The organism is Haladaptatus sp. T7 (genome assembly GCF_026008575.1).
Classification (GTDB): Archaea; Halobacteriota; Halobacteria; order Halobacteriales; family Haladaptataceae; genus Haladaptatus; species Haladaptatus paucihalophilus.
Genome location: NZ_BROP01000007.1, coordinates 242,318 through 266,658, shown reverse-complemented (window position 1 = coordinate 266,658; position 24,341 = coordinate 242,318). Strand labels below are relative to the sequence as shown.

Below are 24,341 nucleotides of genomic sequence, written 5' to 3'. Positions count from 1 at the left end.
TGGTCCTGTTTTCGTACTTAAATGTACGCCGAGAATATCGGGGGACTGGACACCCGAGAACGAACACCCGTGAGCACTCAGGTCAGCGCACCCGCCAGCACGAACGCGAGGAGGTACACGACGGTCGCGGACAACACGGAATGGCCGACGCGGTAGCCGACCAGCGTCCGGTCGAGTCCGTGTTCGAGTCCGACCGCGAGCGTCGTGACGATGGCCGAAAGACAGAGGACGTAGATGCCGACCGCGAGGCCCAGTACATCCATCGGAAACGCGCTCCCGAACGAACCACCCATGCCCGACATTCCACCCGCTAGCGCGACGGTCGCACCCGAGACGAGGGGTCCGAATATCGCCGCCGTGTGTCGGAGGGTCTCGGTCACTTGCGAAAGCTCGCGTCGCGCCTCGCGTTCGACGCTCTGCAGGTCGTCCAAGTGGTCGGCCATCGCCAGAACGGCACCGCCAGCGGGTCGCCCCTCGTCCGCGGCGAGCGCGAGGAGCGCCACAGCGCTCCGAGCGCGCGGACTCGGTACCGTCGAAAGCGCCCCGTAGTCGCCGAGAAACGACTCCCGAACGCCCATCCTGAGCTGTCGCTGTATTCGCGTGGCTCGCTCGAAGACGGCACCCGTCTCCCCACCGATTTCGTCTGCAGCGGCGACGATGGCCGTCTCGACCGCCAATCCTTCCTTCACCCGGCGACCGACGAGATAGAGCGCGTCCGTGAGGTCCGCTTCGACCGCTCGAACCCGGTTTCTGACGAGAACCGTCGGACGCGTCACCCCGACCAGTAGGACACCGACGAGACAGCCGAAGCAGGCTATCCAGCGCGTCCATCCGGGGAGGAAAACCGTCGTGACGACCAGCGCGAGACCGCCAGCACCGAGGCCGGAAATTATGACCGGCCACAGTCTTTCGGGAACGCCGGGGTGTGACCGCGAGACGTCCGGCGGCGGAAACGCGACCGGCCGACGGGTGAGCAACCACACGCTCGTCGCCAGCAGGAGTGCGGGAAGCAGAACGTCGTAACCGGCGACCAACACGGCGGGCGACAGCGGCAGTCCCGCGGTTCGCGCCGCCGGAAGCACCGCGACCAGCGCCAGCGGAAGCAGGACGCCGAAAGCGTACAACGCCGTCGCTGGGCCGCGAATCTCGGCGACGAACTCCGCCATCCGTTCTCGCGTCCCGTCGAGAATCGCGGCGAGTGCGCGGTCCAACGTCCGCGCTCGTTCCCCCGGTGGTGCCTCGCTCGCCGCCGAAATCAGTACCATCGACCGATGAAGCGGCGGGTTCCACGGTTCCCACTCGGCCGCGAACGTTGTCAGTCCGGCCATCGGCGACCCGACCGAGCGTCGAACGTGGTCGCCCAGACTCGACGCGAGTGGGCCATCACCCGTCCGTGCAGCGAACGCGGCGGCCCCTTCCGCGGTCGGTTCTATCCGCATCCACAACACGGCGCGGGCCGCGAGGTCGGGCGCGTCGCCGAGCGCTTGCGTCCGCTTCGCGGCGGCGAGGAGTTCGGGTAGATGTCGAAGCAGAGAGGAGAAGCCGACGGCGATGGCGACCAGCAGCCCCCCGACCACGATGCGGAGCGCTGGCGGAGCCACGGCCGCACCGACGACGGCGACGAAACACCCGAAAACCGCCGCACCGTTCGCACCCCGAGCGACTGCAACGCTGTCGATTTCTCCTCCCAGAAAGCCGATGGCCCGGTCGATGTCGTCTTCCGCCGACACGTCCCACGGGTAGAGGGATGCGAGGCGAGCACAGAGCGACTCGAAGCGTCGCACGATCACGCCGAGTCGCCCCCGATTTGGCCACTCCCGGTTTGGGCACTCCCAATTCCGTCGGTTCCGATTCGATTATCTCCGATTCGGTTCGTCGAGACCTCGAACGAGGGCGCGACCCGTTCGACGCGACGCTCGATACCCCGAGTTCGGGCGGCGAGCGCCGCCCGAACGTCCGCGTACGTCTCCGTCGATTCGGCGAGCGAGGCGACGAGGACGCTGTTTCCCCGCTCGATCCGACCGGTCGGAACGAGGTCCCCGCCGTCGAGTTCGTACAGCGGTTCGAACCGCACCGGGTCGGCGCCGTCCGTTTCCGGGTCCCCGTTCGTAACGACCTCCTCGATACGCTTTACCCGCTTTCCGTGCGTGCCGTCGATTTCGTAGGATTCGAGGGTGACGACGAACTCGGTCGTCGCGAACGAAGAAGGCGGGACGCCGAGGTCGGTGACGACTCGTTCGTACACCGCATCGCCGCAATCGCCGTGTATCGTCCCGAGGACGGCGTTGCCGCTCGCGCCGACGCGCATCGCTTCGTACAGCACGCTCGCCTCCTCGCCGCGGACTTCTCCGACGACGAGCGCGCCGTCCCCCAACCGGAGGGCCGTCCGAAGCGCGTCGGCCGGGCGGAGTCCGGGTTCGTCGTCGTTCGCCGTCGTCCGGAGTAGCTGCACGTCGCGGCCGTCTCCCTGCAAGGATTCGACCGGTAGTTCCGGCGTGTCTTCGAGGACGACGGTTCTGACTCGCGGCGGGAGTTCCCAGAGCAACGCTCCGAGGAGCGTCGTCTTCCCCGCCCCGCGCGGTCCGGCGACGAGTCCGGTTCCATCGCGTTCGACCCCGACCGAGAGGAGGGCGGCCGCGTCCGATGGAAGCGTTCCGTTTGCGACCAGTGCAGGGAGGGTCCACCGTTCTTCGGACTGAACGCGGAAAGCAAAGCCAATGCCGTCGCTAACGGGGTCGGTCACGCCTGCGACGCGAACGGTCGTGCCGTCGATTTCGGCAACGGCGTCAAGGGTCGGGCTCGCACGTGAGAACGCTCTCCCACTCGTTCGCCGAAATCGGGACGCGAGGGACGCCGCTCCGTCCGCGGTGAGGTGGACGTTCGTCTCCATCTCCTCGCCGTCCGCTCGCACGCGAAGCGGATTGTCGCCGACGGGGGCGGTTGCGAACACGTCGGAGACGGCCGGGTCGGCGAACAAGTCCGTGAGGACGCCGTATCCGTGCGTGTACTTCCGGAGAACGTCGGTGAGGGCGTCTACGTTCGCATCCTCGTTCGCCCCTGCTCCCGCACTCACCCCCGCCTTCGCCCCTGCATCCGTGACTTCTCCCGCATCCGCGACTACTCCCGCCTCCGCGACTGCCCGGACGGCACGGCCCGGTGCTCGCTCCCCTCCCGTAACGCCGCCGTTTGCGAGGAGCGTCGCGGCCCGGTCGAGCGTTTCGAACGCGTCGGGTCCGAGGTCGTACTCCAGCGGTTCGAGGTGATAGATACGACGCGATTCACCGGACCGCTCCGCGTCGGTTCCCGCCTCGTAGTGGCGAACCGTCGCGCCGGTCGAAAGCGAATACCGGTCGTCAAGTCGGGCGTCCGCGGGCGGACGGAGCGACACTTGCGACCGGGCGATGGTCGGCCCGACGAACGGACGAAAGAGGGCCGAATAGTCGTCGAACCGATGGACGCCCTCCGCGAGGCCGGTTTCCGCGGCGATGTCGAAAACCGGTCCCGCCCGTCCGACGGCATCCACGCCCGCCCGAATCGGGTCGGAACGCGCTCGTTCCGCGAGCGTGTCGTCGTGGGCGGCGACACGCTCGACGAACCGTCCTGCCGCCACGAGAAACGCCGCGCCGTCGCTTTCGTACGTCCGTTCGACGCCGGTCGCCCGCGACACGATTCGGTCCGCGTCGCGGTCGGTGAGCGCGTCGATGACTGTTGCGCGGCACGCGGGGCGTTCAGCTAGTTCGCCGTTTCCGGGACAGTCGTCCGCATCGACGGTCAGCGTCGCGCCGTCGAACGAGGGGTCACAGCGGCAGTCTCGGTCGTCGGACGAAGCGCTCGACAGTGGGTTCCACATGGACTTCCGTGGTCGCGTTCTCCGTCTTAAAGTTGAGCCGCCGGGACGACGAGGACGGTCCGACGTCCGCGGTATTCGACCAACAGCAGCGCGATGTCCCGCCGAGCGGGTGCGTGGACGACGAGAGGTTCTCCGTCCGGTCGGACGGTCCACCCGCCATCCGTCTCGCTTCTCGTCGCGACGCGAACGTCGAACGGGACGTGTCGGACGCGGGTCGATCCGCCCGCGACACGATACGCGAGCACGTCTCCGAAGTCGTCTTTCGAACTCTGACGGCCGGGAACGCCGCCGATGGCGACGAACTCGATCCGTCCCACCGTCACGGATTCAGGTGGGAGCGACAGCGAAACCACTCTTCGCGCGCCGCGCGGACCGCCCCCGGTCGGTGGAAGGTCGCCGAACCTGACAGCGGTTTCGTCGGCGAGGTCGGTCATCGAGCGCGAGACGGTCGCCAGTTCCGCGTCGGCGCGGTACGTCGCCCGGTCCCGACGGGCGTGGTCGATGGCGGGAACGGAGACGCTACAGAGGGCGAGCGCGAGCACTACGGCGAGAACGGTGCGAACGCTCACAACAACTCGCGGAGGCGCGCCGTGAGCGAACGGTCTCCCGATTCGGTGCGGTCGCCGTCGGTGCGTGGAATTTCGTACGGTGATGGAGGGTTCGACCGGCCGGAACCTTCGGAATCGTTACCCGAGTACTGTCGGCCGGTTTTCGAACCGCTCTCGGAATCCATCCCGAACTGCCTCGCGGAGGTTACCCGATTCGACCGGGAAGCCGTCCGGTTCCTCCCGGTTTCGAAACTCCGTTTCGAGGTGTCTGACTCGCACGCTTCCGCCTTCGCTAGAGCGGCGTCTACACGGCGTTCCACGTCGTCGTTGACCGCACGAATGTTGCCGACGTAGCCGCGAAGGGCTTGGACCGCGGCGTCGAGTTCGTCCAGTTCGGTTTCGAGTTCGTCCATCCGCGCGGCGAGGTCGGCCGTCGTCCGGCGGAGTTCCGCATCGTCCTGTAGTGCGGGCATTTCACCGTCCGTCAGCGTTTGTTCGAGTGTTGACACTCGTTCGGAAAGCGTTTCGATGTCGGGCATCGTCGGTGTTGGGCGCGTTTTCCTATTTAAGGCTTCGTAGACCGAGAAAGAGGGGTTTCTTTTCCTTTGTTTCTCGATATTTACGCCGTATTACGTCGGAAAATTCATATGTCGTGAATCAGTTCCATCGCCCATGAAAGTCGTCCTGATTGGGGTGGGTCAAGCGGGAGGAAAACTCACTCAGAGACTGGTAGAATTCGACGCGAACATGGATTTCAACGCGGTTCAAGGCGCGTTGGCTATCAACTCCGCGAAAACCGACCTGCAATCGCTCGACCTCGATACCGTCCTCGTCGGCCAAGACCGAGTGAAGGGCCACGGGGTCGGCGGAGATAACGAACTCGGCGCGGAAGTGATGCAAGACGACGCCGGTGAAGTGATGAACGCCCTCGACGGCCGCATCACCGCGAGGGCCGACGCCCTCTTCGTCGTCGCGGGACTCGGCGGCGGAACCGGAAGCGGCGGCGCGCCGGTCCTCATCCACGAACTCCAGCGAATCTACGAGATACCCGTCTACGCGCTCGGCGTCCTCCCCGGGCAAGGCGAAGGGGCGATGTACCAAGCCAACGCGGGACGCTCGCTGAAGACCGTCATCCGCGAGGCCGACGCGACCCTCCTCATCGACAACGACGCGTGGCACGAGACGGGCCAGAGCGTCGGCGAGGCGTTCGAGAACATCAACCAGCAGATAGCCCAGCGCGTCGGCCTGCTTCTCGCGTCCGGCGAGGCGGTCGAAGGCGTCGGCGAAAGCGTCGTGGATTCGAGCGAAGTCATCAACACGCTTCGCTCGGGCGGCGTCGCGGCGCTCGGCTACGCCAGCGCCGGTGCCAGCGAGGACAGCGGCGAGAACATCAACACCGTGACGAGCAACACCCGGCAAGCGGTTCTGAGCAACCTCAGCATGCCGAAGGCGACGGATGCGGATTCCGCGCTGTTGGTCGTCGCGGGCGACGCCGACAGGATTCCGCGGAAGGGTGTCGAGAAGGCCCGGCGATGGCTCGAAGGCGAAACCGGCAGTCTGCAGGTTCGCGGCGGGGACTTCCCGCTCGACAGCGAACGGCTCGCCTCGCTCGTCCTCCTCGGCGGCGTCGAACGTTCGCCGCGCATGCAGGAGTTCATGGAGCGCGCGAAGGAAGCGAACAAGCAGGAAACGCGCGAGGAAGACCCCGCCGAGATGTTCCACAACGACGAGATAGACGACCTGTTCTGACTTTTCGGAGATTAGGGATTATTCGAATTCGTCTCGAACCAACCGTTCTATTCTGTCGAGCCCGAGTTCGATTCGGTCGAGGCTGTTGGCGAAACTCAGTCTGAGATAGCCCTCGCCAGCATCGCTGAACGCGCCGCCGGGCGCGGTGACGACGCCGTAATCGGACAGCAGGCGTTCCGCGACGTCGAAACTCGACCCGTCCAATTCGCTCACGTCGAGGAAGGCGTAGAACGCACCCTCGGGACGCGGACAGGAGATGTGCGGAATCTGAGCGACGCGCTCGGTCAGGTAATCGCGGCGCTCGCGGAACGCGTCGTGCATCTCGCGAACAGGTTCCTGTGTGCCGGTTATCGCCGCGAGCGCGGCCTGCTGGCCGACGCTCGACGGACAGGCGGTCGTACTCTCCCCGAGGGTCGTGGCGGCTTCGACGACGGGTTCAGGTCCGACGAGCCACCCCATTCGCCACCCCGTCATGGCGTACGTTTTCGAGCAGGAATCGACCGTCAGTACGCCCTCGTAATCGGTGTACGACGTGATGCGTCGATAGTCGTCGTCGTACGTCAACCGCGCGTACACCTCGTCTGCGATGACGTAGGCGTCGTGGTCGGCGGCGGCTTCGACGACCGTCTTCACGGCGTCCTCGTCGTAAATCCGTCCCGTTGGATTCGACGGCGTGGTCAGGATGATGGCGGCGGTGTTCTCGTTCAAGTTCTCGATAACGCGCTCCGGGTCGAGGTCGAACCCGCTTTCCTCGGCCAGCGGCACTTCGACCGGTTCCGCACCGGCGAGGATAACCTGATTCCGGTAGTTCGGCCACGCGGGCGTCGGGATGATGACTTCCTCGTCCGGGTCCGCGATGGCGGACAGCGCCAACGATAGCGCCTCCATCCCACCGTTCGTAACCGTCACTTCTTCGGGCGAGACGGGAACGTTCGTCTCGGTTGCCATTCGCTCGGCTATCGCTTCGCGGAGTTCGGGGATTCCGGCCCCGGAGGTGTAGTGCGTCGCGCCGTCGCGGGCGGCGTCCGCCGCCGCGTCGATGACGTGTTCGGGGGTGTCGAAGTCCGGTTCGCCGACCTCCAGTCGAACGAGGTCACCGCCTCGCTCCTCGGCGAGTTCGAACATCACGCGGATGCCCGACCGCTCGAAGGCGTCTGCCCGTGCGGATGTCTTCATGTATCCGCCGTCGTTTTCGCGCGGCAAGTAGCTTCGCAGTCCCCCCGCGGTTTGCCGGGTCGCGGGACCTCGGACGACCGGACGAACGAATGAGGACAGACGAACGACCGAGAGCGGACGGGAACCTATTAGACCGCCCCGCCGCCAGTTTCGAGTATGGTATCAGAACTCTTCGACGCCGAGCGTTGGGAGGAGATTTCCGACTTCGATTTCCGCGATATCACGTACCATCGGGCCAAAGACCAGGGAACGGTTCGCATCGCGTTCGACCGCCCGGAAGTTCGAAACGCCTTCCGTCCCGGTACGGTGGACGAACTGTACCGCGCGTTGGACCACGCCAAACGCCAGTCGGACGTCGGCTGCGTCCTCCTCACCGGCAACGGGCCGTCGCCGAAAGACGACGGCTGGGCGTTCTGCTCCGGCGGCGACCAGCGCGTGCGCGGAGGAGAGGGATACGAATATCAGGGAGAGGACGCCGATAGCGAGGACGCCTCCGAGGCGGGCCGCCTGCACATCCTCGAAGTCCAGCGGCTCATCCGTCACATCCCGAAACCCGTCATCTGCGTCGTTCCGGGATGGGCCGTCGGCGGCGGTCACAGCCTCCACGTCGTCTGCGACATGACCCTCGCGTCCGCGGAGCACGCGAAGTTCCTCCAGACCGACCCCGACGTGGCGAGTTTCGACGGCGGGTTCGGCTCCGCCTACCTCGCGCGGCAGGTCGGCCAGAAGAAAGCCCGCGAGATATTTTTCGTCGGCAAGACCTACTCCGCCGAGGAAGCCGAGGAGATGGGCATGGTGAACGAATCGGTTCCGCACGAGGAACTGGAGGACGTGGCGCTCGATTGGGCCGAGGAAATCAACGGCAAGAGTCCGACCGCGATTCGCATGCTGAAGTACGCCTTCAACCTCGAAGACGACGGCCTCGTCGGCCAGCAGGTGTTCGCCGGGGAAGCAACCCGCCTCGCGTACATGACCGACGAAGCACAGGAGGGACGGGACGCGTTCGTGGAAAAGCGCGACCCGGACTTCTCGGACTATCCGTGGCATTACTAAGCACCTTTTACCACCCACCTTTTACGACGGTCACAAACAAGAGCGATGGCGTTCGCCATCGCTCTTATTGGTTCCCTGTAAAAGCTGGACCAAAAGCACTCCTTCCTCGCTTCGCGTTGCTCCGGAAGACGCTTTGCGTCTTCCGTACTCTCGTTCGCTTCGCTCACGAGAACTCCGCTCGGTCGTCGGCGCGCTCGGTCGTCGCTACGCTCCTCGCTCGCGGTGAGTGACCGACCGCCTGGTGTTCGTGGAGGGGAACTTCGAAGCGGCGGAAAAGTCGTTCTGCGGACGGTCAATCGACCGTTTCACCCTATATAGGCATTATATTATTTCGGGGCAACACGAAAAAGAACATGACTGAGACAGTCGATGGAAACAACACCCTGCTACCGGGTATGGCGGCAACGGGTATTTCAGTGTTCCTCGTCGTCGTTGCGATGTGGTTCTGGACCGAATTCGCGTTCGCGAAGCCACCGCTTTCGATTCCGGTAACGGTCTCCTTTCTGGGCGGGATTTTCCTCGTGCAACTCGCGCGGAGCGTCCTCATGGACGATTGGACGCGTCGCGGCGCGGCGCTCGGCGTCGTGGTCGGGGCTCTCGTGATGCTGTTCGGCATGCGGCCGACGGGCTACTGTGCGGATGCGACCGCATCGAACTGCGGCACCTCGTTCGATCCCGTCTTCCCGATTCTCGCCCTCGGATTCCTGCTGACGACCGCCCTGCTGTACGTCGATATTCGACGCCGGTAGACCGTTAGAGTCCGTTCGCGGGTTCACCGGGATCGGTCGGGTTCGCTTTAAGTGGTTCTCGTGATAAGGTGAAGCTATGGACGGTAAGACGGTCGGATTCTTCGGGTTCCTGTCTGCTTCGTAGCCGATGGCTTCTCACGTACACTGAGGTTTTTCGAAAACCGTGGGAAGCCCTGCTCTCTTTAAGTGATTCTCGTCACAAGGTAGAGATATGGACGGTTCGACGAGGATTCTACGGCACTCACCGCTCGGGAGCGACTGCTCCCTTCGTCTCCTGTAACTCCGCCTCCTGCAACTCCGGCCGGAGCCCCCGCACTCCGCTGTTTCCTTTAAGTAGTTCACGTGATAAGGTGAAGCTATGAACGGAACGAGGCTGGTTCTACCGTACACTCTCATTCCAGAGCGACAGTGACGACAGTCGGCAACGTATCCACGTTACGCCCTCTTCTCTCGACGTTCGTCGTCTCCCCACCGGTCCGTCAAACTCGGGAGGTTCGGGTCGCGGTGCGGGTTTCGCCCGTGGACGGCGAACTCCAAGTCCTGCTCCTCGATTTGGTGTTTGAGGACCCGCCGAAGCCGATTCAAACTCGTGATGTCCAGTCCGTGTTTCGTCGTGAGTTCGGTGAACTGCTCCTCGTCGGTGAGCGACTGGAACGACTCGTAGAGCTCCGTCAGTCGTTCTGGGGGCTGCTGGCGAATCCACCGGTCGTCGTGCAACCCGAGGTAGTGTTCGCGCTCCCGGTCTACCACGTGACGAATGACGACCAGCGCGACCTTCGGGATGGCCCGCTGGCTCCCGAAGACGGTCAAATCCAACTCGCTCATGATGCCGATAACGCAGTCTCGCTGCCACGGCGTCAACGACAGGTCGTTACAGAGCGCGTGGCTGACCCGGAGTTTGTCGAGCTGGTGCATCCGACTGCTGTGGCCCGCCATCGCGGAGTGGCGCTCCTCGTGTAGCCGACGGACGTTTTCGCTCAAATCCGATTCCGGCGAGTCCGCCCGCCCGATGACCGTCGCGCTCGGCGTGACGGGACCCCAGCGACGAACCGATTGGTCGCGCTGAAGGTCGGCCCGTCGGACCGTCCCGTCCCCCGGGCGTCTGCTCAGTTGCAGTGGCGTGTCGTCGCTCACACTCCGCCCGTCGTCGGACTGCCAGTGAACGACGTGCGAACCGCCGTCAGTTTGACGCATCGCGTCCCACTACTCGGTCGATATAGTTCAAAGGTGTGCCTCGGGAGAGACCGTTGACACTATCCGGTGAAATGTCGGCACCACTTCCCGGTGCAAAGATACTTTCCACGCGTGATTGTAGCACAACTATGAAGAATCGAACGGCCGCGCTCGCCGGAGTCATTCTCGGGTTTCTCCCCGTTTCGGTCCTGTACGCGGATGGGTATTGGGACGTACAGTTGGCGGCGGTCATCTGGGGCATCTACGCGCTCGGTGGGTGGCTGATACTCCGGCAGGAAGACATCTGGCGGACGGGGGGTAACCGGTGGAGTGCTCTGCTCGTCGTCGTAGCTATGGGCGGGTCACAGTTCGGCGTCCACATGGACCTCCCGATATCGGAGAAACTGACCATCGCGCTCTGGTTCCTCGTCCTCGGCGTCGCGTTCGCGGCGGCAGCCATCGGCGTCGAGATGGCCGAAACGACCGACGGGCAAGCGTCCGAGCAGGATAGCTACGTTCCGTCCGCCGACTGACGGACGTGCGAGATGGTGTTTGGATACCCACCGCTCACGGAAGACCAGAGTTCACCGCAAGAAACGACCTCGTACCGTCCATAGCTCCACCTTGTGACGAGAAGCACTTAAATGACGTCCCGCGGAGCGCCGCCGACGAATCACGTGAAGATGTAGCGTCGAACCGAGCGGTCGCTACCGAAAACCGAGCTACCGCTGTCGAACGACGAGTACCAGAGAACGACCGCTTTACCGTCCATAGCTTCATCTTGTCACGAGAACCACTTAAACGACCGTCGCGGTATCGAGTTCGACTCCGAGACAGTAAGCGAAAACGCCGGCGGAGTTTCCTGAAACCGTAGATGCTATACACCTCTCGCGGGAACTATCTCGATAATGAACGATACGGCCACCGAAATCTCCCGACGGAAAGCGTGGCTGATGGCGGCCCGCCCACACACGCTCCCGGCCGCCGCCGCGCCCGTCATCGTCGGCGTCGGCTTCGCGCTCCACGAGGGGCTGTTTGCGCCCCTCCCTGCGCTCGCGGCGCTCGTCGGCGCGGCGCTCATCCAAGTCGGCACGAACTTCGCAAACGACTACTACGACGCCGTGAAGGGCGTCGATACCGACGAACGAACGGGTTTTACCCGCGTCACTCAGTCGGGGCTCATCTCCCCGAGCAAAGTCAAGCAGGCGATGTACGGCACCTTCCTGCTCGCCATCGTCGTCGGCGTCTACCTGGTCTACGTCGGCGGCCTCCCGATTCTCGTCATCGGTCTCGCCAGCGTCGTCAGCGGTATCGCCTACGCGGGCGGGCCGTTCCCGCTCGGTTCCAACGGATTGGGCGACCTGTTCGTCTTCGTCTTCTTCGGCGTCATCGCTGTGATGGGGACGTTCTACGTACAGGCCGCACAGATTCTCGCCGCCCCGTTTTCCATCGGAATCCCCGGGGGAACCGTCACGATGCACGCGTTTCTCGCAAGTCTCCCCGTCGCGGCGATTTCGACGAACATCCTCGTCGTGAACAACATCCGCGACTTGAAGAACGACCGGAAGGCCGGAAAGCGGACGCTCGCGGTGCTCATCGGCTATCGAGCGAGTCGCGGCGAGTACGTCGGCATGCTCGCACTCGCCTACCTCGTTCCCGTCTACTTCGCCACGACCGAGGCGTTCGGGGTCGGCGTCCTCCTGCCGCTCCTGACGATTCCCTACGCCGCGATGGTCGCACGGACGGTCCTCACGAAAACGTCCGGGGAAGCCCTCAACCCCGCCCTCGAACAGACCGGAAAGCTGCTGGCCGCCTACTCGGTCTGCTTCGCCCTCGGAATGGTGGCATGAACGTCGAGACACACGAGTTTTCGCTTCCGTTGACGTCGCCGCTCGACACGGCTCACGGGGCCATCGAGCACCGGAAGGGCATCCTCGTCCGCATCGAGGACGGCGACGAGGTGGGCATCGGCGAAGCGACGCCCCTTCCGGGGTGGACGGAATCGCTCCCCGCCTGTCGGGCGGCCATCGCACACGTCGATGACCCCGAAACGGAGCTCTCCAGCCTCGAAGCGACGCCGGCGGCCAGACACGGCCTCTCGCTCGCGCTGGCGGACCTCCGCTCGAAGCGGGCGGAAGAGCCGCTGTATCGCTACCTCGGCGGGACGGAGCGGGTCGAAGCCGTTCCGACGAACGCGACCGTCGGCGACGCCCCCCTCGACGAGACGGTGGCGGCGGTGAACGAGGCGGTCGATGCGGGTTTCGAGTGCGTGAAGGTGAAAATCGGCGCGCGGTCGGTGACGGACGACGTGGCTCGGCTCCGAGCGGTACGGGATTCGGTCGGGTCCGAGGTGGAACTCCGCGCAGACGCGAACGGCGGCTGGTCGCGCACACAGGCGCGCGAAGCGTTCCACAAACTCGACACCCTCGGGGTCGCGTACGTCGAACAACCCCTTTCGTTGACGGACATCGAGGGATTGGCCGAGCTTCGCGGTCGGTCGGTCGGCGTCGCGGTAGACGAGTCCCTCGTCGATTCGTCGGTCGATGCGATTCTGGAGGCGGACGCCGCCGACGTGCTCGTCTGCAAGCCGATGGTGCTCGGCGGCCCGGACAGGGCCGTCAAGGTCGCCGAACGCGCCCGAGATGCGGGCGTCACACCGGTCGTCACGACGACCATCGACGGCGTTGTGGCCCGAACCGCGGCGGTTCACGCGGCGGCGGCGATTCCCGACCGCCCCGCCTGCGGGTTGGCGACCGGAACGCTGTTGGTCCGCGATTTGGGTCCCGACCGGACGCGACTCGTGGACGGTGCGGTCGGCGTCCCGCAGGAACCGGGCAACGGCGTGGCGGACACGTGGGGTGCGCCATGAACGACTGGCTGACACACCGTGCCGACGTGTCGCCCGAGGCGACCGCCATCGTCGAGGCGTCGGACGGGACCGAATGGACCTACGAGCGACTCGATACCGTGGTCGAGGAAATCGCCGGGAAACTCGCGGCGCTGGGGATTCGAGAGGGCGACCACCTGGGGATGCTGATGGAGACGCGAATGGATGGCGTCGTCCTCGTTCACGCCGCGATGCGACTCGGGTGCGTGCTCGTCCCGCTGAACGTCCGTCTCGCCACGCCGGAACTCCGGCGGCAGGTGGCCGTAACGGACCTCTCGGCGCTCGCCTGCGAAGCCGAGACGGAATCGGTCGCCCGCGACGCGGCGGGGGACGTCCCCGTCGTCTCGGTAGACCCGTCGGACACGACGCTCGCCGACCGCGACCCGGCGGCGTTCACGCCCGCCGACTGGTCGCGCGAGGACCCGCAAGTGCTCCTGTTCACGTCGGGGACGACCGGCAACCCGAAGGCCGTCACGCTCACGATGGGCAACCTGTACGCCAGCGCGACCGCCTCGGCGTTCCGCCTCGGCGTCCTCCCCGCCGACCGCTGGCACCTGTGCCTCTCGACGTACCACATGGGCGGACTCGCACCGCTCCTCCGTTCGACGCTGTACGGAACGACGGTCGTCCTGCAGAAGCGGTTCGACGCGGAGGAAACCCTCTCTCACCTCCGCGAGTACGAACCGACCGGCATCTCGCTCGTCCCGACCATGCTCCGGCGACTCCTCGATTCGGGCGACCTCCCCGATTCGCTTCGGTTCGTCCTCCTCGGCGGCGCGCCCGCCCGCGACGACCTCATCGAGGGGTGTGCGGACCGCGGCGTTCCGGTGTGTCCCACCTACGGCATGACGGAAACGGCCTCCCAAATCGCCACCGCCACCCCCGACGAAGCGGCGTCACACGTCGGCACCGTCGGACGGCCGCTGGTGTTCACCGACGTGTCCGTCGTCGCGGACGACGGGTCCCTCGCGCCGCCCGGGGAACCGGGCGAACTCGTCGTCTCCGGGCCGACAGTGATGGCGGGGTACTACGGGAATCCCGAGGCGACCGAGGAGGCGTTTTGCGAGCACGGATTGCGGACGGGCGACGTGGGATACCGCGACGAAGGCGGCCGACTGTGGGTGTTGAACCGCCGCTCCGACCGCATCGTCACCGGCGGCGAGAACGTCCACCCCGGCGAGGTCGTCGACGTGCTCCGCGACCATCCGGGCGTGGCCGAGGTCGCGGTCGTGGGCGTCGAGGACGACGAATGGGGCGAGCGAATCGCCGCGCTCGTCGTGCCCGACGACGACGCGCCCGTCACGCTCGACTCGGTTCGGGAGTTCTGCGACGACCGCCTCGCGGGATACAAGCATCCCCGTCTGCTCGACACCGCCGCAGAACTGCCGCGGACCACCTCCGGGACGGTGGACCGCGAGTCGGTTCGGGAGCGCTTCCGTTAGTTGTGAGTTCGGTAGGTGCGGTTCGGTGGGCGCGATTTCGGAGATTCCCCCGGACGATTCCACCGAGCACGAGACGGTGACGACGACCCCGTGACGACCAACCCTTTTATCGAATCCACGCCTATCCGTTGGCGTGTGTACACTCATCGTGGCGTGGCGGGTGTTCGAGGATGCACCCGTCGTCGCCGCCGCGAATCGGGACGAAGCGCTGGGGCGGCCGTCGCGGCCGCCCGGCGTGCTGGACCGAAACCCGACGGTCGTCGCCCCGCAGGACGAGGAGGCGGGCGGAACGTGGATCGGCTACAACGACCACGGCCTGTTCGTCGGCGTGACGAACCGGTGGGTCGAACTGGAGGGCGAACGCTCCCGCGGCCTCCTCGTCCGGGACGCGCTCTCCCACGAGTCGGCCGCGTCCGCCCGTGAGTTCGTCGTGAACGAACTCGACGAACGGACCTACGCCGGGTTCAATCTCCTGCTCGCGGATTCGACGGAAGCGACCCTGTTCGAATGGGACGGAACGCTCGAAATGACGCGACTCGACCCCGGCGTCCACGTCGTCGTGAACCGGGGATTCGACGACGCGGCACCGAAATCGGAGCGGATTCTCTCGCTCGCGGCGACGAACCCGGACGACCCGCCGTCGCTCGCCGACTGGCGGGAGCGGGCGAAGTCGGTCCTCCGAAATCACGAGGTCGAAGCGTGCGTCCACGGCGACGGGTACGGCACCCGCTCGTCGTCCATCGTGACCCTGTTCGAGGACGGGTCCGGGACCTACGAGTTCGCCGACGGCCCGCCCTGTGAAACATCGTACGATAACGCGGAAGGTCACATTTAAACGCCCGCCCGTCCCTGTAGTGAACATGAGCACGGCAACGTCCGAGGAGGACCTCACCGAGGACGAGTACAACGGACTCGAACTCGTCCGCGAGACGGGCGGCATCCATCAGAGCGATTTCTGGAAACGGCTCGACGTCTCGTCGCGGAAGGGAAGCCGAATCGTCGAATCGCTGGAGCGGAAAGGGTTCGTCCAGCGACAGGAAACGGTCTACGAGGGACACAACACCTACTTCATCACGCCCGCCGCGAAGGACCTCGACTTCTCGCTGTTGATGGCGGGCGACATGCTCTCGCCGTTCATCGGGGAGGAAGAGATAGACCCCGAGAGCGACGCCTTCTCGCAGTGGATAATGAACCTCGCGTACGAAGAATAGACTCTTATTCCGATTCGTCGGTGTCCCGGCCGATTATCAGCGTATTTTTCACGAGGCTTCGATGCCCCCGGCGCAGTCGCTCGGAGACGGCTTGGTGCGATACGTCGAGGTCGTCCGCGAGGTTTTCGGCCGATGCCTCGCGGGGGATGTCGTAGTATCCCTTCTGGAACGCCAAGGTCAGCGTGTCCTGCTGATCGTCGGTGAGTCCGAACCGTCCCTTGCGGCCCTCTTCTAACTGATAGATGTTCCGTATGTCGAGCGAGAGGTCGTTCTCGCGGCAGTACTCGTAGGTGTCCGACAGCGCGTCACGGTCGGGGAACAGGATGCGGAGGTGCCAATGGGTGCTGTTGCCGGACGCGGAGAGGACGGTCGCCTCCTCGTCAACGAGGATGTGAACGAGCGTCTGGATGTGGTCGGTCCACTCCATCTGGTACAGCTGTTCGTCCTCCAAGTCGGCGAGCAACGTCAGGTTCTCGACGCTCGTGTCGTCTTCGAGTATCGATTCCGTTCCCTCGCCCCCTCCGTTCGCCCAAACGAACGGCATCACCCGGTCGTCTTCGTGGGCGACCACGCGCTCGATTTCGAATTCCAGGTCCTCGTGTTCGGTCAACGTCTCCCAGAGCGCGAACTCGTCGGCGGGAATCTCGACTTCGACGACGGTACCAACCATAACGGCAATCGAACTGCCGGGAAGAAATATCCGTTGGCACCACCATCCCGGGAAATCGATTTCAGACGACTCCGTGGGCGAAAAAGGACGTTGTTCCGACGGCCGACCAACCCAAATCACTCGCTTCTCGCCCGGTTTGGACGGAGTATCGGCGCGGTCGGACACGAGTCGGGACCGTGAAACGTGCCCGTCGGTCGCTTCGATGCCGACGGCCGTCTCTGAATTGCTTACAGGTAATTCTCTCGCGGTGGCGAGAACACGTCGATAATCTCGCCGGAATCGATTATCTCGTAGCTGTGTTCGACGCCACCCGGTATCGAATAACTGTCTCCGCCCTCTATCAGATCGTCGTCGTCTCCGATGTGGAGCCGATACGTGCCCGAAATCACGTATCCGCTCTGTTCGCTTTCGTGGCTGTGCGGCGGAACGTCGTTGCCTTCTTTCAGGTGCATCTTCGTCACCATCGACTCGTCGCCGACCGCGAGCACGTCGAACTGTACGCCTTGAAACTCGTTCGAATCCGCGTCTTCTGCTTTGACTATCATCGGAATCGCAACCGATAATAGGGCATTTATACTATAATATCATTCCTAGTTTATCATCCGCGTTATTATTCCGTCGAATAGTGTAGTCCCATCGCGGCATAGCTGATTGTCTCGTAAAACTGGACACTCATCAAATTATTTATAAACGATGTCGCTCTTCGGTCATCGTCTTCCGAATCGGTGTGACTGCCACCCCGCAAAAACCCGAATCCGACTACTCCAGCGCGCTTCCGGCCCGAATCACGCGCTTCTCGCCGAACTTCGGTCCGATGAACTGCACGCCGACGGGGAGGCCGTCGGTTTCGCCCGCCGGAACCGAAATCGCCGGGAGGTTGGCGAGGTTGACGGGGACGGTGTTCGCGTCCGCGAGGTACATCTGCAGCGGGTCGTCCAGACTCTCGCCGAGTTCGAACGGCGGCGTGGGCATCGTCGGACTGGCGAGTACGTCTACGTCCTCGAACGCCGAGTCGAAGTCCTGCTTGAGCCACGCTCGGGCGTCCTGTGCCTTCTTGTAGTACTTGTCGTGATATCCCGCGGAAAGCGCGTAGGTGCCGAGCAGGATGCGTCGTTTCACCTCGTCGCCGAAAGCCTCCTCGCGCGTCTCGGAGAACGTTTCGTTCCAGTTGCCGTCGAACCCTCCCGAATTGCCGTAGCGAACCCCGTCGTAGCGCGCGAGGTTCGAGGACGCTTCGGACATGGCGATGACGTAGTACGCCTCGACGGCGTGTTCGACCGAGGGAAGCGACACCTCGTGGACCGTCGCACCCTTCGCTTCGAGGTCGTCCATGGCGTCCCAGAACCGCTCGACGACGCCTTCGTCCGCCCCTTCTACGAGTTCCGTCGGGACGCCGATGTCGAGTCCGTCCACCTCGCCGTCCGCGGCGCTCGCGTAGTCGGCGTCAGCGCCTTCGTCGCGGGTCGTCGCGTCGTGGTCGTCGGGTCCGGCGATGACGTCGAGCAGGGTCGCGGCCGCCTGAACGGTCGGCGCGATGGGGCCGATCTGCTCCAGACTGTTCGCGTAGGCGACGAGGCCGTAGCGCGAGACGAGTCCGTAGGTGGGCTTGATGCCGACGACGCCACAGAACGCGGCGGGACAGCGAATCGACCCACCCGTGTCGGTTCCCAGCGCGAGTTCGGCCTCGCCCGCCGCGACCGCCGCGGCGCTCCCGCCCGAGGAGCCGCCCGGAACGCGACCCTCGGCGACTGGGTTCTCCGTCGGGCCGAAAGCGGACGTTTCGGTGGTCGTCCCCATGCCGAACTCGTCCATGTTGGTCTTGCCGACGATGGTCGCCCCGGCCTCCTTCAGTCGCGTGACGACGGTGGCGTCGTAGGGCGGGACGTACTCCTCCAGCATGGCCGACCCGCAGGTCGTCCGGACGCCCTCGGTGCTGATGTTGTCCTTGACGGCGACCGTCGTCCCGGCGAGCGGGCCGTCGTCCGCGCCGTCGATGGTCTCCTCGGTGATGAATATCTGGTCGCTCATGAGACGTTCGGCCCCTTGAAGTAGCCGTCTTCGGTCTCCGGTGCGTTGTCCAGCGCGTCGGCTTGGTCGAGGCTGGTTCGCACCTCGTCCTCGCGCATGACGTTCACGAGGTCGGCCTCGCGCTCGACCTCGGGCACCTCGTCCAGCGTCTCGAAGTAGCCAAGAATATCGGCGAACTGTCCGGCGAATCGCTCGGCTTCCTCGTCGGAAACCCCGACGCGGGCCAACCGTGCGACGTACCGAACCTCGTCCGGTCCGGGAGGCGTATCGCTCATGTGTTGACGAACCCCCGGACGAGCGGTAAGGGTTTCGATACTCACTGCCGGATAGCTGATAAAGCGGGAGGAATCACGAGTCGTGTAGGAAAATCGAATACTGCATTATTCCTGCCAAAAACCCGGATGAATCCGTCGTTTTCGAACCGAGAAAATGCCTCTTTTGCCCACCGGATTTAAGTTGCTGTACGTTCTATAAGATATGTCTATCGATTCTACGGCTCTCGTAGTGCACCATGACCCTCTGTCTGTGTTCCTGATAGTACGCCATGACTGATACACGTACCCGACCGACCGAAGAAACGGAAACAACCGGTGAGCAAACCAAGACGCAAGCCGACGAGCAACAGCGGTGTCCCGAGTGTGGCGGCCCGCTCGTCACCGACGAGGAGCGCGGTGAGCGGGTGTGTGACGATTGCGGCCTCGTCGTCGAGGAGGACGCGGTGGACCGCGGCCCCGAGTGGCGCGCCTTCGACGCCAGCGAACGCGAACAGAAGTCCCGCGTCGGCGCGCCGACGACGAACATGATGCACGACAAGGGGCTATCGACCAACATCGACTGGCGCGACCGGGACGCCTACGGCAACTCGCTCGGTTCTCGCCAGCGCGAGAAGATGCAACGGCTCCGCAAGTGGAACGAGCGCTTCCGCACCCGCGACAGCAAGGAGCGCAACCTCAAACAGGCGCTCGGCGAAATCGACCGCATGGCGAGTTCGCTCGGCCTCCCGGATACCGTTCGGGAGACGGCGAGCGTCATCTACCGCCGTGCGCTCGACGAGGACCTCCTGCCGGGGCGCTCCATCGAGGGCGTCGCAACCGGCGCGCTGTACGCCGCCGCACGACAGGCCCGAACCCCGCGGAGCTTGGACGAGTTGACGGCCGTGTCGCGCGTCGAGAAAGACGAAATCGCCCGAACCTACCGCTACATCGCACGCGAACTCGGCCTCGAAATCGAACCCGCCGACCCGAAGAGCTACGTCCCCCGCTTCGCCTCCGAACTCGACCTCTCCGACGAAACCGAACGCCGCGCCCGCTCGTTGCTCGACACGGCGACCGAGAAAGGTCTCCACAGCGGGAAGTCGCCCGTCGGCCTCGCCGCGGCCGCCGTCTACGCCGCCGCGCTCCTGACCAACGAGAAAGTCACCCAGAGCGAAGTCAGCGACGTGGCGAACATCAGCGAGGTCACGATTCGCAACCGCTACCACGAACTGCTCGACGCCGAAGAAGGCACCATCGCGCCGTAAAACCGCACGAAAATCGAATTATTTTGCGTCTTTGCCCCGTTAGCGGCCGTTCCATCGTCGCGACAGCGACGGCCCGTAGGCGAAGAAAACGATGCCCGTCCAGAGGACGGCGAAGATGACCGCGCCGCTCATCGTCGTCGTGACGTACTGGACGAACGAGAGGTCGGTCGTCAGCGGGTCGTACGTGTCGAGGATGACGTAGAACGCGAAGAGCGTCGGCACGTTCGCCAGCAGAATCGTGGCCGCGACGGCGAGCAGGTCGCCGGTCGTGGCTCCTTTTTTCGACGTCCGCGAACGGGTTCCGGTTGCCATACCGAACGGAACTCCTTCGACGGGAAAAACGGTTTCCGTCTCACGTCACGTCGCGCGAATCACCTCGCTCGCGTCTGCCGTCCGTTCACGCCACGCTGTTGCTGTCGAAGCGCGAGGCGAACGAAACGAGCGCGAACAGCAGGACGAGGACGACGGTCGTGAGCGCCATTCCGAACAGGGCCATGGAGACGGGACTCATGTCGAACAGCGAGAGGCCGAACAGCGAGAGCGTCTTTCCGCGGTTCTGTCCGGTCGCACCGACCGTGAGTCCGATCCCCCCGGCGGCGAGCACGACGGTTACCGCGGTGGCGAGGAAGATAGGGCGGCTGGAGATGATGCGGTCGCTCATCGGCGGTAATTGACACCGGTCGGGGTTAGGACTTGCTACTTCCGGTCGCAACGGGTCGGAACGAGTCGAGACGGACGGGGGTCCAAAAGAATCGAAAGTCGAGGGGGGAAACCGCGCTTATTCGGCGGCGATAACGTCGTCGATGCGGACGATCATCGTCGCGGACTCGGTGGCGCTCTCGACGGCCTCACCCTTGACGGCGGCGGGGTCGATGACGCCTTCCTCGACGGGGTTCGCGATTTTCCCGGTCTCGCCCGAGGAGATGATGCCCGCGCTGCCTTCCTCGTCGTCGTTCGCGGCGCGGAGGTCCACGAGCGCGTCGATGGGGTCCATGCCGGTGTTCTCCGCGAGGGTTCGCGGGAGGACTTCGATGGCGTCGGCGAACGCCTCGACGGCGAGCTGCTGGCGGCCCTCGATGCCCGCGGCCTCGTCGCGGACGCGACCCGCGATGCTGGTTTCGATCGCGCCAGCGCCGGGAACGACGTTCTCGGTTTCGACGGCGGAGGACACGACGTCGAGTGCGTCCTCGATGGCGCGCTCCAGTTCGTCGACGACGTGTTCCGTGCCGCCGCGGACGAAGACGGTGACGGACTGTGCCTCGTCGGCACCCTCGATGAACACGAGGTCCTCGTCGCCGTACTTCTCGACGCGGATGGAGTCGGCGTGGCCGAGTTCGTCATCGTCAACGTCGTCAGGCTTGCCCGTGCGCTTGCCGCCCGTGGACTGGGCGATGGCGCTCGTCATGTCGTCGTCCACGTCCTCGAAGGCGAGGATGCCGTGTTCGGCGAGGTACGCCGCGGTGCGGTCCTCGATGGACGAGTGCGAGAAGACGACATCGACGCCGGCGTCGGCGATGGCGTCAGCGAGTTCGCGGAGCTGGTCGTTTTCCGCGTCCATCGCGGCGGTGAGTTGCTCGACGTTATCGACGGAGTACTCGGCGTCGATTTCGGTTTCGCGGACGCCGAAGGAGCCGTCGGTGGCGAGGATGGTCGCGTCCTCGACCGAGCGCGGCATGTTCTTGTGTGCGGGTTCCGCGTCGGTGACGATGCCCTCGATGAGTTCCGTGGCGCTGGAACTCGACCCGGTTTGAGTGAGGACGCGAATCTCGTCGCGGTCGATTCCCTCGTCGCCTTCGACGCCGCGGACAGCGTTGACGACGACTTCGGCGAGGCGCTCGGTCGTGATGTCGCCGGTTCCCTTGCCGGTCATGCTGGATTCGGCGACCTGTTGCAGGAGGTCGTCGTCGATATCGACGTCGAGCGCGAGGTCGTCCACGGCTTCGAGCGCGATGTCGCGGGCGCGAGCGTAACCTTCCACGATGGTCGTCGCGTGCACGTCCTGTTCGAGCAGGTTCTCGGCTTTTGCGAGGAGTTCCCCGGCGAGCACCGCCGCCGTGGTCGTCCCGTCGCCAACTTCGTCCTCCTGTGTCTGGGAGACTTCGACGATCATCTGGGCGGCGGGGTGCTCGATGTCCATCGAGTCGAGAATCGTCACCCCGTCGTTCGTGATGACCACGTCGCCGTCGTCCGAGACGAGCATCTTGTCCATCCCGCGCGGACCGAGTGTGGTTCGTACGGCCTCGCTGACCGCTTTACCGGCGGAAATGTTGGAGGACTGAGCGTCACGACCCTGCGTCCGTTCCGTCCCCTCGCTGAGGATGAACATCGGTCGGCCGCCCATGCGTCGCTGTCCAAAGCCTGATTCTGACATACGTATAACGAATGATTGATGTTCTATATAAATCTTTTTACTCCGTTCGCCGGACGGGACGCGGTTGCGGCCATCGACCGATAGATACATGCCCGACCCTCATCGAGAAATTTTCAGATGCTGGAACTGGAGCACCGGTTTCGTGTGGTGGACGTTCACGCGCGGCTTCCCGTCGAGGAGTCCGTGACGGCGCGGGGACGAGCCATCTCGCCCGACAAACTGGAGCGCGAACTCCACCAAGCGGGCGTCGTCAGTGCGGTCGTGTTCCCCGGGCCACAGGAGGGAAACAGCTACCTCCGGGCGAACAACGCCGTCGCCCGACGGAGCGTCGAGCGCCCGTTTTTCGCGTTCGCGCGAATCAACGGTCCGCGTGACCCCGACGGGAGCGCCACGGCACGACTCAGGAACTTCAGGTCGCGCCGGAAGGACTGGCACACCTCTTCCGACGACATCGAGCAGTACGCCTACGACGACCGCTTTCACGGGTTCAAACTCGACCCGACGCGCGACGGACTGCCGGACGACGACGTGCTCTCCCGACTGGAGGACGTGAACCTTCCCGTCCTCGTCCACGCGGGCGAAGGTTTCTCCCCCGAAACTGCGGCCGACACCCTGCTCGACCGTTCCTTTCCCGTCATCCTCTCGCACTTCGGCGGATTTCCGCTGAACCGCGACCTCATGGCGGACGCCATCGACCTGCTGGACTCCTACGACAGTTGCTATCTCGACACCAGTTTCGTCCGCTACCGCGAGCAGATGGAGCGGGCCATCATGGAACACCCCGACCGCGTGCTGTTCGGAAGCGGTGCCCCGAACGCCCACCCGAACGTCGCCGTGATGGAAATTCTCACCCTCGACGTGCCCGAGGACGCGATGCGAAAAGTGTTCACCAAGAATCCCTCGCGCGTCGTCGAAGCCCTCGCACCGGAGTACGACGAGTAGCGACGGTCACTCGACCTCTGGTTCCACGTTGCGCCAGTCGTAGCGTTCGACGGCGCGGTCGGCGCGCGAGGAGAGTCCGGCGGGGTTGCGCGCCTCGCTCCTGTCGCGAAACCGTCCGAGGAACCCGTCTTTGGTCCCACCGGCGATTCCTTTAACCACTTCTTTGCCGCAACCCGCCCAGAGGGACGGTTTCGTCTCGCCCGAGGCGACCTCCACCCCGGCGGTTCGCGCGTCACGGATGGCGTCGTGGAAGGTTCGCCTGAACACCGTCAGCCGCGGGCCGTAGTTTTTCACCAGACGATAGGAGAGCGAGCGGTATTTCGTGCACCAGTCGCGTTCGACGCCCTTCTCGTCGGTCTCGTCGCGGCACACGGCCACGTCGGGCGACCACGTTATCGACCGCTCCTGTCCCGCGAGCCGATGGGCGCAGTCGCGCGCGCCGCCGGTTTCCAAGTTCTCGTCGAAGCCGTCGACCGCTTCGATGCCGTCGCGGGTGAACGCCACGTTCTCGCCCGAAAAGTAGGTCACGTCGCGTCCGGCTATCGTCCGCGTTTCGACCGTTTCGGTGGTCATTCCCGCCCGAACCATTCGATGCACCGGCCCTGTTACCACGTCCGCGCCGTCCGCGATTTCGTCCCTAATGCCGTCGTACCACGAGGCTTCGACGGTCACTTCCTGCCCGATGAACGCGACGACTTCGCCGCTCGCCTCGGCGAGTCCGGCGTTCCGCGCGACGTTCAAATTTCGGTCGGAGATCTCGACGAGCGCGCTCACGTCGGAGCGGTTACAGACCATACCGGACGTGCCGTCCGCGGAGGGCCCGTTGACTACGACGACCTCGGCATCGGGTGCGTATCGAGTAACGGCATCGAGTGCGTCGCTCAGGGGTTCGCGACCGTTGAGCGTCGGGACCACCACGGACAAGTCCATATCCGCTTTTCAGATACCGAGTACGTAAAAGCAATTCGGCACG

At 64.7% G+C, this 24,341-nt stretch carries 25 protein-coding genes; 11 read left to right on the top strand and 14 right to left on the bottom strand.

Annotated elements, in window-relative coordinates; genetic code table 11:
* Positions 1 to 77: 77 nt before the first annotated feature.
* The 4 genes from OPC11_RS18580 to OPC11_RS18565 are packed head-to-tail and all read right to left on the bottom strand — an operon-like array spanning position 78 to position 4,937.
* Entirely contained in the window at positions 78 to 1,784 is a 1,707-nt protein-coding gene (locus OPC11_RS18580) for a type II secretion system protein (RefSeq protein ID WP_264782918.1), read from the bottom strand.
* Positions 1,785 to 1,786: 2 nt separating this feature from the next.
* Positions 1,787 to 3,850 carry an ATPase, T2SS/T4P/T4SS family gene (locus OPC11_RS18575; protein ID WP_264782917.1) on the bottom strand — a complete coding sequence of 688 codons (2,064 nt, stop codon included), beginning with the start codon at positions 3,848 to 3,850 and terminating at the stop codon, positions 1,787 to 1,789.
* Between the two features lie 26 nt (positions 3,851 to 3,876).
* Entirely contained in the window at positions 3,877 to 4,419 is a 543-nt protein-coding gene (locus OPC11_RS18570; RefSeq protein WP_264782916.1) for a hypothetical protein, read from the bottom strand.
* A complete protein-coding gene (locus OPC11_RS18565; RefSeq protein ID WP_264782915.1) occupies positions 4,416 to 4,937 on the bottom strand; it encodes an ABC transporter C-terminal domain-containing protein in 522 nt (173 codons plus the stop codon). Before OPC11_RS18565 ends, OPC11_RS18570 begins: the two co-directional genes overlap by 4 nt.
* A gap of 133 nt (positions 4,938 to 5,070) precedes the next feature.
* Between OPC11_RS18565 and OPC11_RS18560 the strand changes: the two genes are divergently transcribed.
* Positions 5,071 to 6,147, top strand: a complete 1,077-nt coding sequence (locus OPC11_RS18560) for a tubulin/FtsZ family protein (RefSeq protein WP_018128976.1) — start codon at positions 5,071 to 5,073, stop codon at positions 6,145 to 6,147.
* Positions 6,148 to 6,165: 18 nt separating this feature from the next.
* On the opposite strand, the gene OPC11_RS18555 is transcribed toward OPC11_RS18560, so the two are convergent.
* On the bottom strand, positions 6,166 to 7,323 hold the full coding sequence (locus tag OPC11_RS18555; RefSeq protein ID WP_264782914.1) for a pyridoxal phosphate-dependent aminotransferase: 1,158 nt from the start codon (positions 7,321 to 7,323) through the stop codon (positions 6,166 to 6,168).
* A gap of 156 nt (positions 7,324 to 7,479) precedes the next feature.
* Here OPC11_RS18555 and OPC11_RS18550 point away from each other — a divergent pair, with 156 nt between their 5' ends.
* Together OPC11_RS18550 and OPC11_RS18545 are read left to right on the top strand one after the other, a co-directional pair.
* Complete coding sequence (locus OPC11_RS18550; protein WP_264782913.1) at positions 7,480 to 8,376, top strand: 1,4-dihydroxy-2-naphthoyl-CoA synthase; 897 nt, start codon at positions 7,480 to 7,482, stop codon at positions 8,374 to 8,376.
* Between the two features lie 353 nt (positions 8,377 to 8,729).
* The gene (locus tag OPC11_RS18545) at positions 8,730 to 9,125 is read left to right on the top strand and encodes a hypothetical protein (RefSeq protein ID WP_264782912.1); all 396 of its coding nucleotides are present in this window, start codon (positions 8,730 to 8,732) and stop codon (positions 9,123 to 9,125) included.
* 435 nt (positions 9,126 to 9,560) lie between these two features.
* On the opposite strand, the gene OPC11_RS18540 is transcribed toward OPC11_RS18545, so the two are convergent.
* Positions 9,561 to 10,319, bottom strand: a complete 759-nt coding sequence (locus OPC11_RS18540; RefSeq protein ID WP_007981620.1) for a hypothetical protein — start codon at positions 10,317 to 10,319, stop codon at positions 9,561 to 9,563.
* 128 nt (positions 10,320 to 10,447) lie between these two features.
* Here OPC11_RS18540 and OPC11_RS18535 point away from each other — a divergent pair, with 128 nt between their 5' ends.
* From OPC11_RS18535 to OPC11_RS18510, 6 genes are all read left to right on the top strand, one after another.
* Positions 10,448 to 10,831 (top strand): hypothetical protein, encoded by a 384-nt coding sequence (locus tag OPC11_RS18535; RefSeq protein ID WP_264782911.1) that lies wholly within the window; start codon positions 10,448 to 10,450, stop codon positions 10,829 to 10,831.
* 375 nt (positions 10,832 to 11,206) lie between these two features.
* On the top strand, positions 11,207 to 12,148 hold the full coding sequence (locus tag OPC11_RS18530; RefSeq protein ID WP_007981627.1) for a 1,4-dihydroxy-2-naphthoate polyprenyltransferase: 942 nt from the start codon (positions 11,207 to 11,209) through the stop codon (positions 12,146 to 12,148).
* Complete coding sequence (locus OPC11_RS18525; RefSeq protein WP_264782910.1) at positions 12,145 to 13,167, top strand: o-succinylbenzoate synthase; 1,023 nt, start codon at positions 12,145 to 12,147, stop codon at positions 13,165 to 13,167. Before OPC11_RS18530 ends, OPC11_RS18525 begins: the two co-directional genes overlap by 4 nt.
* Positions 13,164 to 14,627 carry an o-succinylbenzoate--CoA ligase gene (gene menE, locus OPC11_RS18520; protein ID WP_264782909.1) on the top strand — a complete coding sequence of 488 codons (1,464 nt, stop codon included), beginning with the start codon at positions 13,164 to 13,166 and terminating at the stop codon, positions 14,625 to 14,627. Before OPC11_RS18525 ends, menE begins: the two co-directional genes overlap by 4 nt.
* 133 nt (positions 14,628 to 14,760) lie before the next feature.
* Positions 14,761 to 15,462 (top strand): NRDE family protein, encoded by a 702-nt coding sequence (locus OPC11_RS18515; protein WP_264782908.1) that lies wholly within the window; start codon positions 14,761 to 14,763, stop codon positions 15,460 to 15,462.
* Positions 15,463 to 15,487: 25 nt separating this feature from the next.
* Entirely contained in the window at positions 15,488 to 15,838 is a 351-nt protein-coding gene (locus tag OPC11_RS18510; RefSeq protein WP_007981633.1) for a MarR family transcriptional regulator, read from the top strand.
* 4 nt (positions 15,839 to 15,842) lie between these two features.
* Here OPC11_RS18510 and OPC11_RS18505 read toward each other — a convergent pair whose 3' ends face one another.
* The 4 genes from OPC11_RS18505 to gatC all read right to left on the bottom strand — a co-directional run bounded on the left by OPC11_RS18505 (position 15,843) and on the right by gatC (position 18,811).
* On the bottom strand, positions 15,843 to 16,508 hold the full coding sequence (locus OPC11_RS18505) for a bacterio-opsin activator domain-containing protein (protein ID WP_007981635.1): 666 nt from the start codon (positions 16,506 to 16,508) through the stop codon (positions 15,843 to 15,845).
* Between the two features lie 227 nt (positions 16,509 to 16,735).
* Positions 16,736 to 17,053 (bottom strand): cupin domain-containing protein, encoded by a 318-nt coding sequence (locus OPC11_RS18500; protein ID WP_264782907.1) that lies wholly within the window; start codon positions 17,051 to 17,053, stop codon positions 16,736 to 16,738.
* Between the two features lie 214 nt (positions 17,054 to 17,267).
* The gene (gene gatA / locus OPC11_RS18495; RefSeq protein WP_264782906.1) at positions 17,268 to 18,536 is read right to left on the bottom strand and encodes an Asp-tRNA(Asn)/Glu-tRNA(Gln) amidotransferase subunit GatA; all 1,269 of its coding nucleotides are present in this window, start codon (positions 18,534 to 18,536) and stop codon (positions 17,268 to 17,270) included.
* The gene (gatC, locus tag OPC11_RS18490; protein ID WP_007981642.1) at positions 18,533 to 18,811 is read right to left on the bottom strand and encodes an Asp-tRNA(Asn)/Glu-tRNA(Gln) amidotransferase subunit GatC; all 279 of its coding nucleotides are present in this window, start codon (positions 18,809 to 18,811) and stop codon (positions 18,533 to 18,535) included. The genes gatA and gatC overlap by 4 nt, the downstream gene beginning before the upstream one ends.
* A gap of 269 nt (positions 18,812 to 19,080) precedes the next feature.
* Here gatC and OPC11_RS18485 point away from each other — a divergent pair, with 269 nt between their 5' ends.
* Positions 19,081 to 20,055 carry a transcription initiation factor IIB gene (locus OPC11_RS18485; RefSeq protein ID WP_007981643.1) on the top strand — a complete coding sequence of 325 codons (975 nt, stop codon included), beginning with the start codon at positions 19,081 to 19,083 and terminating at the stop codon, positions 20,053 to 20,055.
* A 39-nt stretch (positions 20,056 to 20,094) separates the two neighbouring features.
* On the opposite strand, the gene OPC11_RS18480 is transcribed toward OPC11_RS18485, so the two are convergent.
* The 3 genes from OPC11_RS18480 to thsA form a co-directional block, all read right to left on the bottom strand.
* Complete coding sequence (locus tag OPC11_RS18480) at positions 20,095 to 20,367, bottom strand: hypothetical protein (protein ID WP_007981646.1); 273 nt, start codon at positions 20,365 to 20,367, stop codon at positions 20,095 to 20,097.
* 85 nt (positions 20,368 to 20,452) lie between these two features.
* Positions 20,453 to 20,716 carry a hypothetical protein gene (locus tag OPC11_RS18475; protein WP_069449487.1) on the bottom strand — a complete coding sequence of 88 codons (264 nt, stop codon included), beginning with the start codon at positions 20,714 to 20,716 and terminating at the stop codon, positions 20,453 to 20,455.
* A gap of 117 nt (positions 20,717 to 20,833) precedes the next feature.
* Positions 20,834 to 22,396 carry a thermosome subunit alpha gene (gene thsA / locus OPC11_RS18470; RefSeq protein ID WP_007981650.1) on the bottom strand — a complete coding sequence of 521 codons (1,563 nt, stop codon included), beginning with the start codon at positions 22,394 to 22,396 and terminating at the stop codon, positions 20,834 to 20,836.
* 147 nt (positions 22,397 to 22,543) lie between these two features.
* On the opposite strand from thsA, the gene OPC11_RS18465 reads away from it, so the two are divergent.
* Positions 22,544 to 23,368 carry an amidohydrolase family protein gene (locus OPC11_RS18465; RefSeq protein ID WP_007981652.1) on the top strand — a complete coding sequence of 275 codons (825 nt, stop codon included), beginning with the start codon at positions 22,544 to 22,546 and terminating at the stop codon, positions 23,366 to 23,368.
* Positions 23,369 to 23,374: 6 nt separating this feature from the next.
* Here the strand turns inward: OPC11_RS18465 and OPC11_RS18460 are convergent, their stop codons facing one another.
* Positions 23,375 to 24,298: a glycosyltransferase family 2 protein gene (locus tag OPC11_RS18460; protein WP_264782905.1), complete on the bottom strand. Its 924-nt coding sequence runs from the start codon at positions 24,296 to 24,298 to the stop codon at positions 23,375 to 23,377.
* Between the last annotated feature and the right edge of the window lie 43 nt (positions 24,299 to 24,341).

Excerpts from the sequence above, each read along its gene's own strand:
- OPC11_RS18575 (WP_264782917.1), bottom strand. The coding sequence starts at position 3,850 with ATGTGGAACCCACTGTCGAGCGCTTCGTCCGACGACCGAGACTGCCGC.
- OPC11_RS18565 (WP_264782915.1), bottom strand. The coding sequence starts at position 4,937 with ATGCCCGACATCGAAACGCTTTCCGAACGAGTGTCAACACTCGAACAA.
- OPC11_RS18560 (WP_018128976.1), top strand. The coding sequence starts at position 5,071 with ATGAAAGTCGTCCTGATTGGGGTGGGTCAAGCGGGAGGAAAACTCACT.
- OPC11_RS18555 (WP_264782914.1), bottom strand. The coding sequence starts at position 7,323 with ATGAAGACATCCGCACGGGCAGACGCCTTCGAGCGGTCGGGCATCCGC.
- OPC11_RS18550 (WP_264782913.1), top strand. The coding sequence starts at position 7,480 with ATGGTATCAGAACTCTTCGACGCCGAGCGTTGGGAGGAGATTTCCGAC.
- OPC11_RS18545 (WP_264782912.1), top strand. The coding sequence starts at position 8,730 with ATGACTGAGACAGTCGATGGAAACAACACCCTGCTACCGGGTATGGCG.
- OPC11_RS18540 (WP_007981620.1), bottom strand. The coding sequence starts at position 10,319 with ATGCGTCAAACTGACGGCGGTTCGCACGTCGTTCACTGGCAGTCCGAC.
- OPC11_RS18535 (WP_264782911.1), top strand. The coding sequence starts at position 10,448 with ATGAAGAATCGAACGGCCGCGCTCGCCGGAGTCATTCTCGGGTTTCTC.
- OPC11_RS18530 (WP_007981627.1), top strand. The coding sequence starts at position 11,207 with ATGAACGATACGGCCACCGAAATCTCCCGACGGAAAGCGTGGCTGATG.
- OPC11_RS18525 (WP_264782910.1), top strand. The coding sequence starts at position 12,145 with ATGAACGTCGAGACACACGAGTTTTCGCTTCCGTTGACGTCGCCGCTC.
- menE (WP_264782909.1), top strand. The coding sequence starts at position 13,164 with ATGAACGACTGGCTGACACACCGTGCCGACGTGTCGCCCGAGGCGACC.
- OPC11_RS18510 (WP_007981633.1), top strand. The coding sequence starts at position 15,488 with ATGAGCACGGCAACGTCCGAGGAGGACCTCACCGAGGACGAGTACAAC.
- OPC11_RS18505 (WP_007981635.1), bottom strand. The coding sequence starts at position 16,508 with ATGGTTGGTACCGTCGTCGAAGTCGAGATTCCCGCCGACGAGTTCGCG.
- OPC11_RS18500 (WP_264782907.1), bottom strand. The coding sequence starts at position 17,053 with ATGATAGTCAAAGCAGAAGACGCGGATTCGAACGAGTTTCAAGGCGTA.
- gatA (WP_264782906.1), bottom strand. The coding sequence starts at position 18,536 with ATGAGCGACCAGATATTCATCACCGAGGAGACCATCGACGGCGCGGAC.
- gatC (WP_007981642.1), bottom strand. The coding sequence starts at position 18,811 with ATGAGCGATACGCCTCCCGGACCGGACGAGGTTCGGTACGTCGCACGG.
- OPC11_RS18485 (WP_007981643.1), top strand. The coding sequence starts at position 19,081 with ATGACTGATACACGTACCCGACCGACCGAAGAAACGGAAACAACCGGT.
- OPC11_RS18480 (WP_007981646.1), bottom strand. The coding sequence starts at position 20,367 with ATGGCAACCGGAACCCGTTCGCGGACGTCGAAAAAAGGAGCCACGACC.
- OPC11_RS18475 (WP_069449487.1), bottom strand. The coding sequence starts at position 20,716 with ATGAGCGACCGCATCATCTCCAGCCGCCCTATCTTCCTCGCCACCGCG.
- thsA (WP_007981650.1), bottom strand. The coding sequence starts at position 22,396 with ATGGGCGGCCGACCGATGTTCATCCTCAGCGAGGGGACGGAACGGACG.
- OPC11_RS18465 (WP_007981652.1), top strand. The coding sequence starts at position 22,544 with ATGCTGGAACTGGAGCACCGGTTTCGTGTGGTGGACGTTCACGCGCGG.
- OPC11_RS18460 (WP_264782905.1), bottom strand. The coding sequence starts at position 24,298 with ATGGACTTGTCCGTGGTGGTCCCGACGCTCAACGGTCGCGAACCCCTG.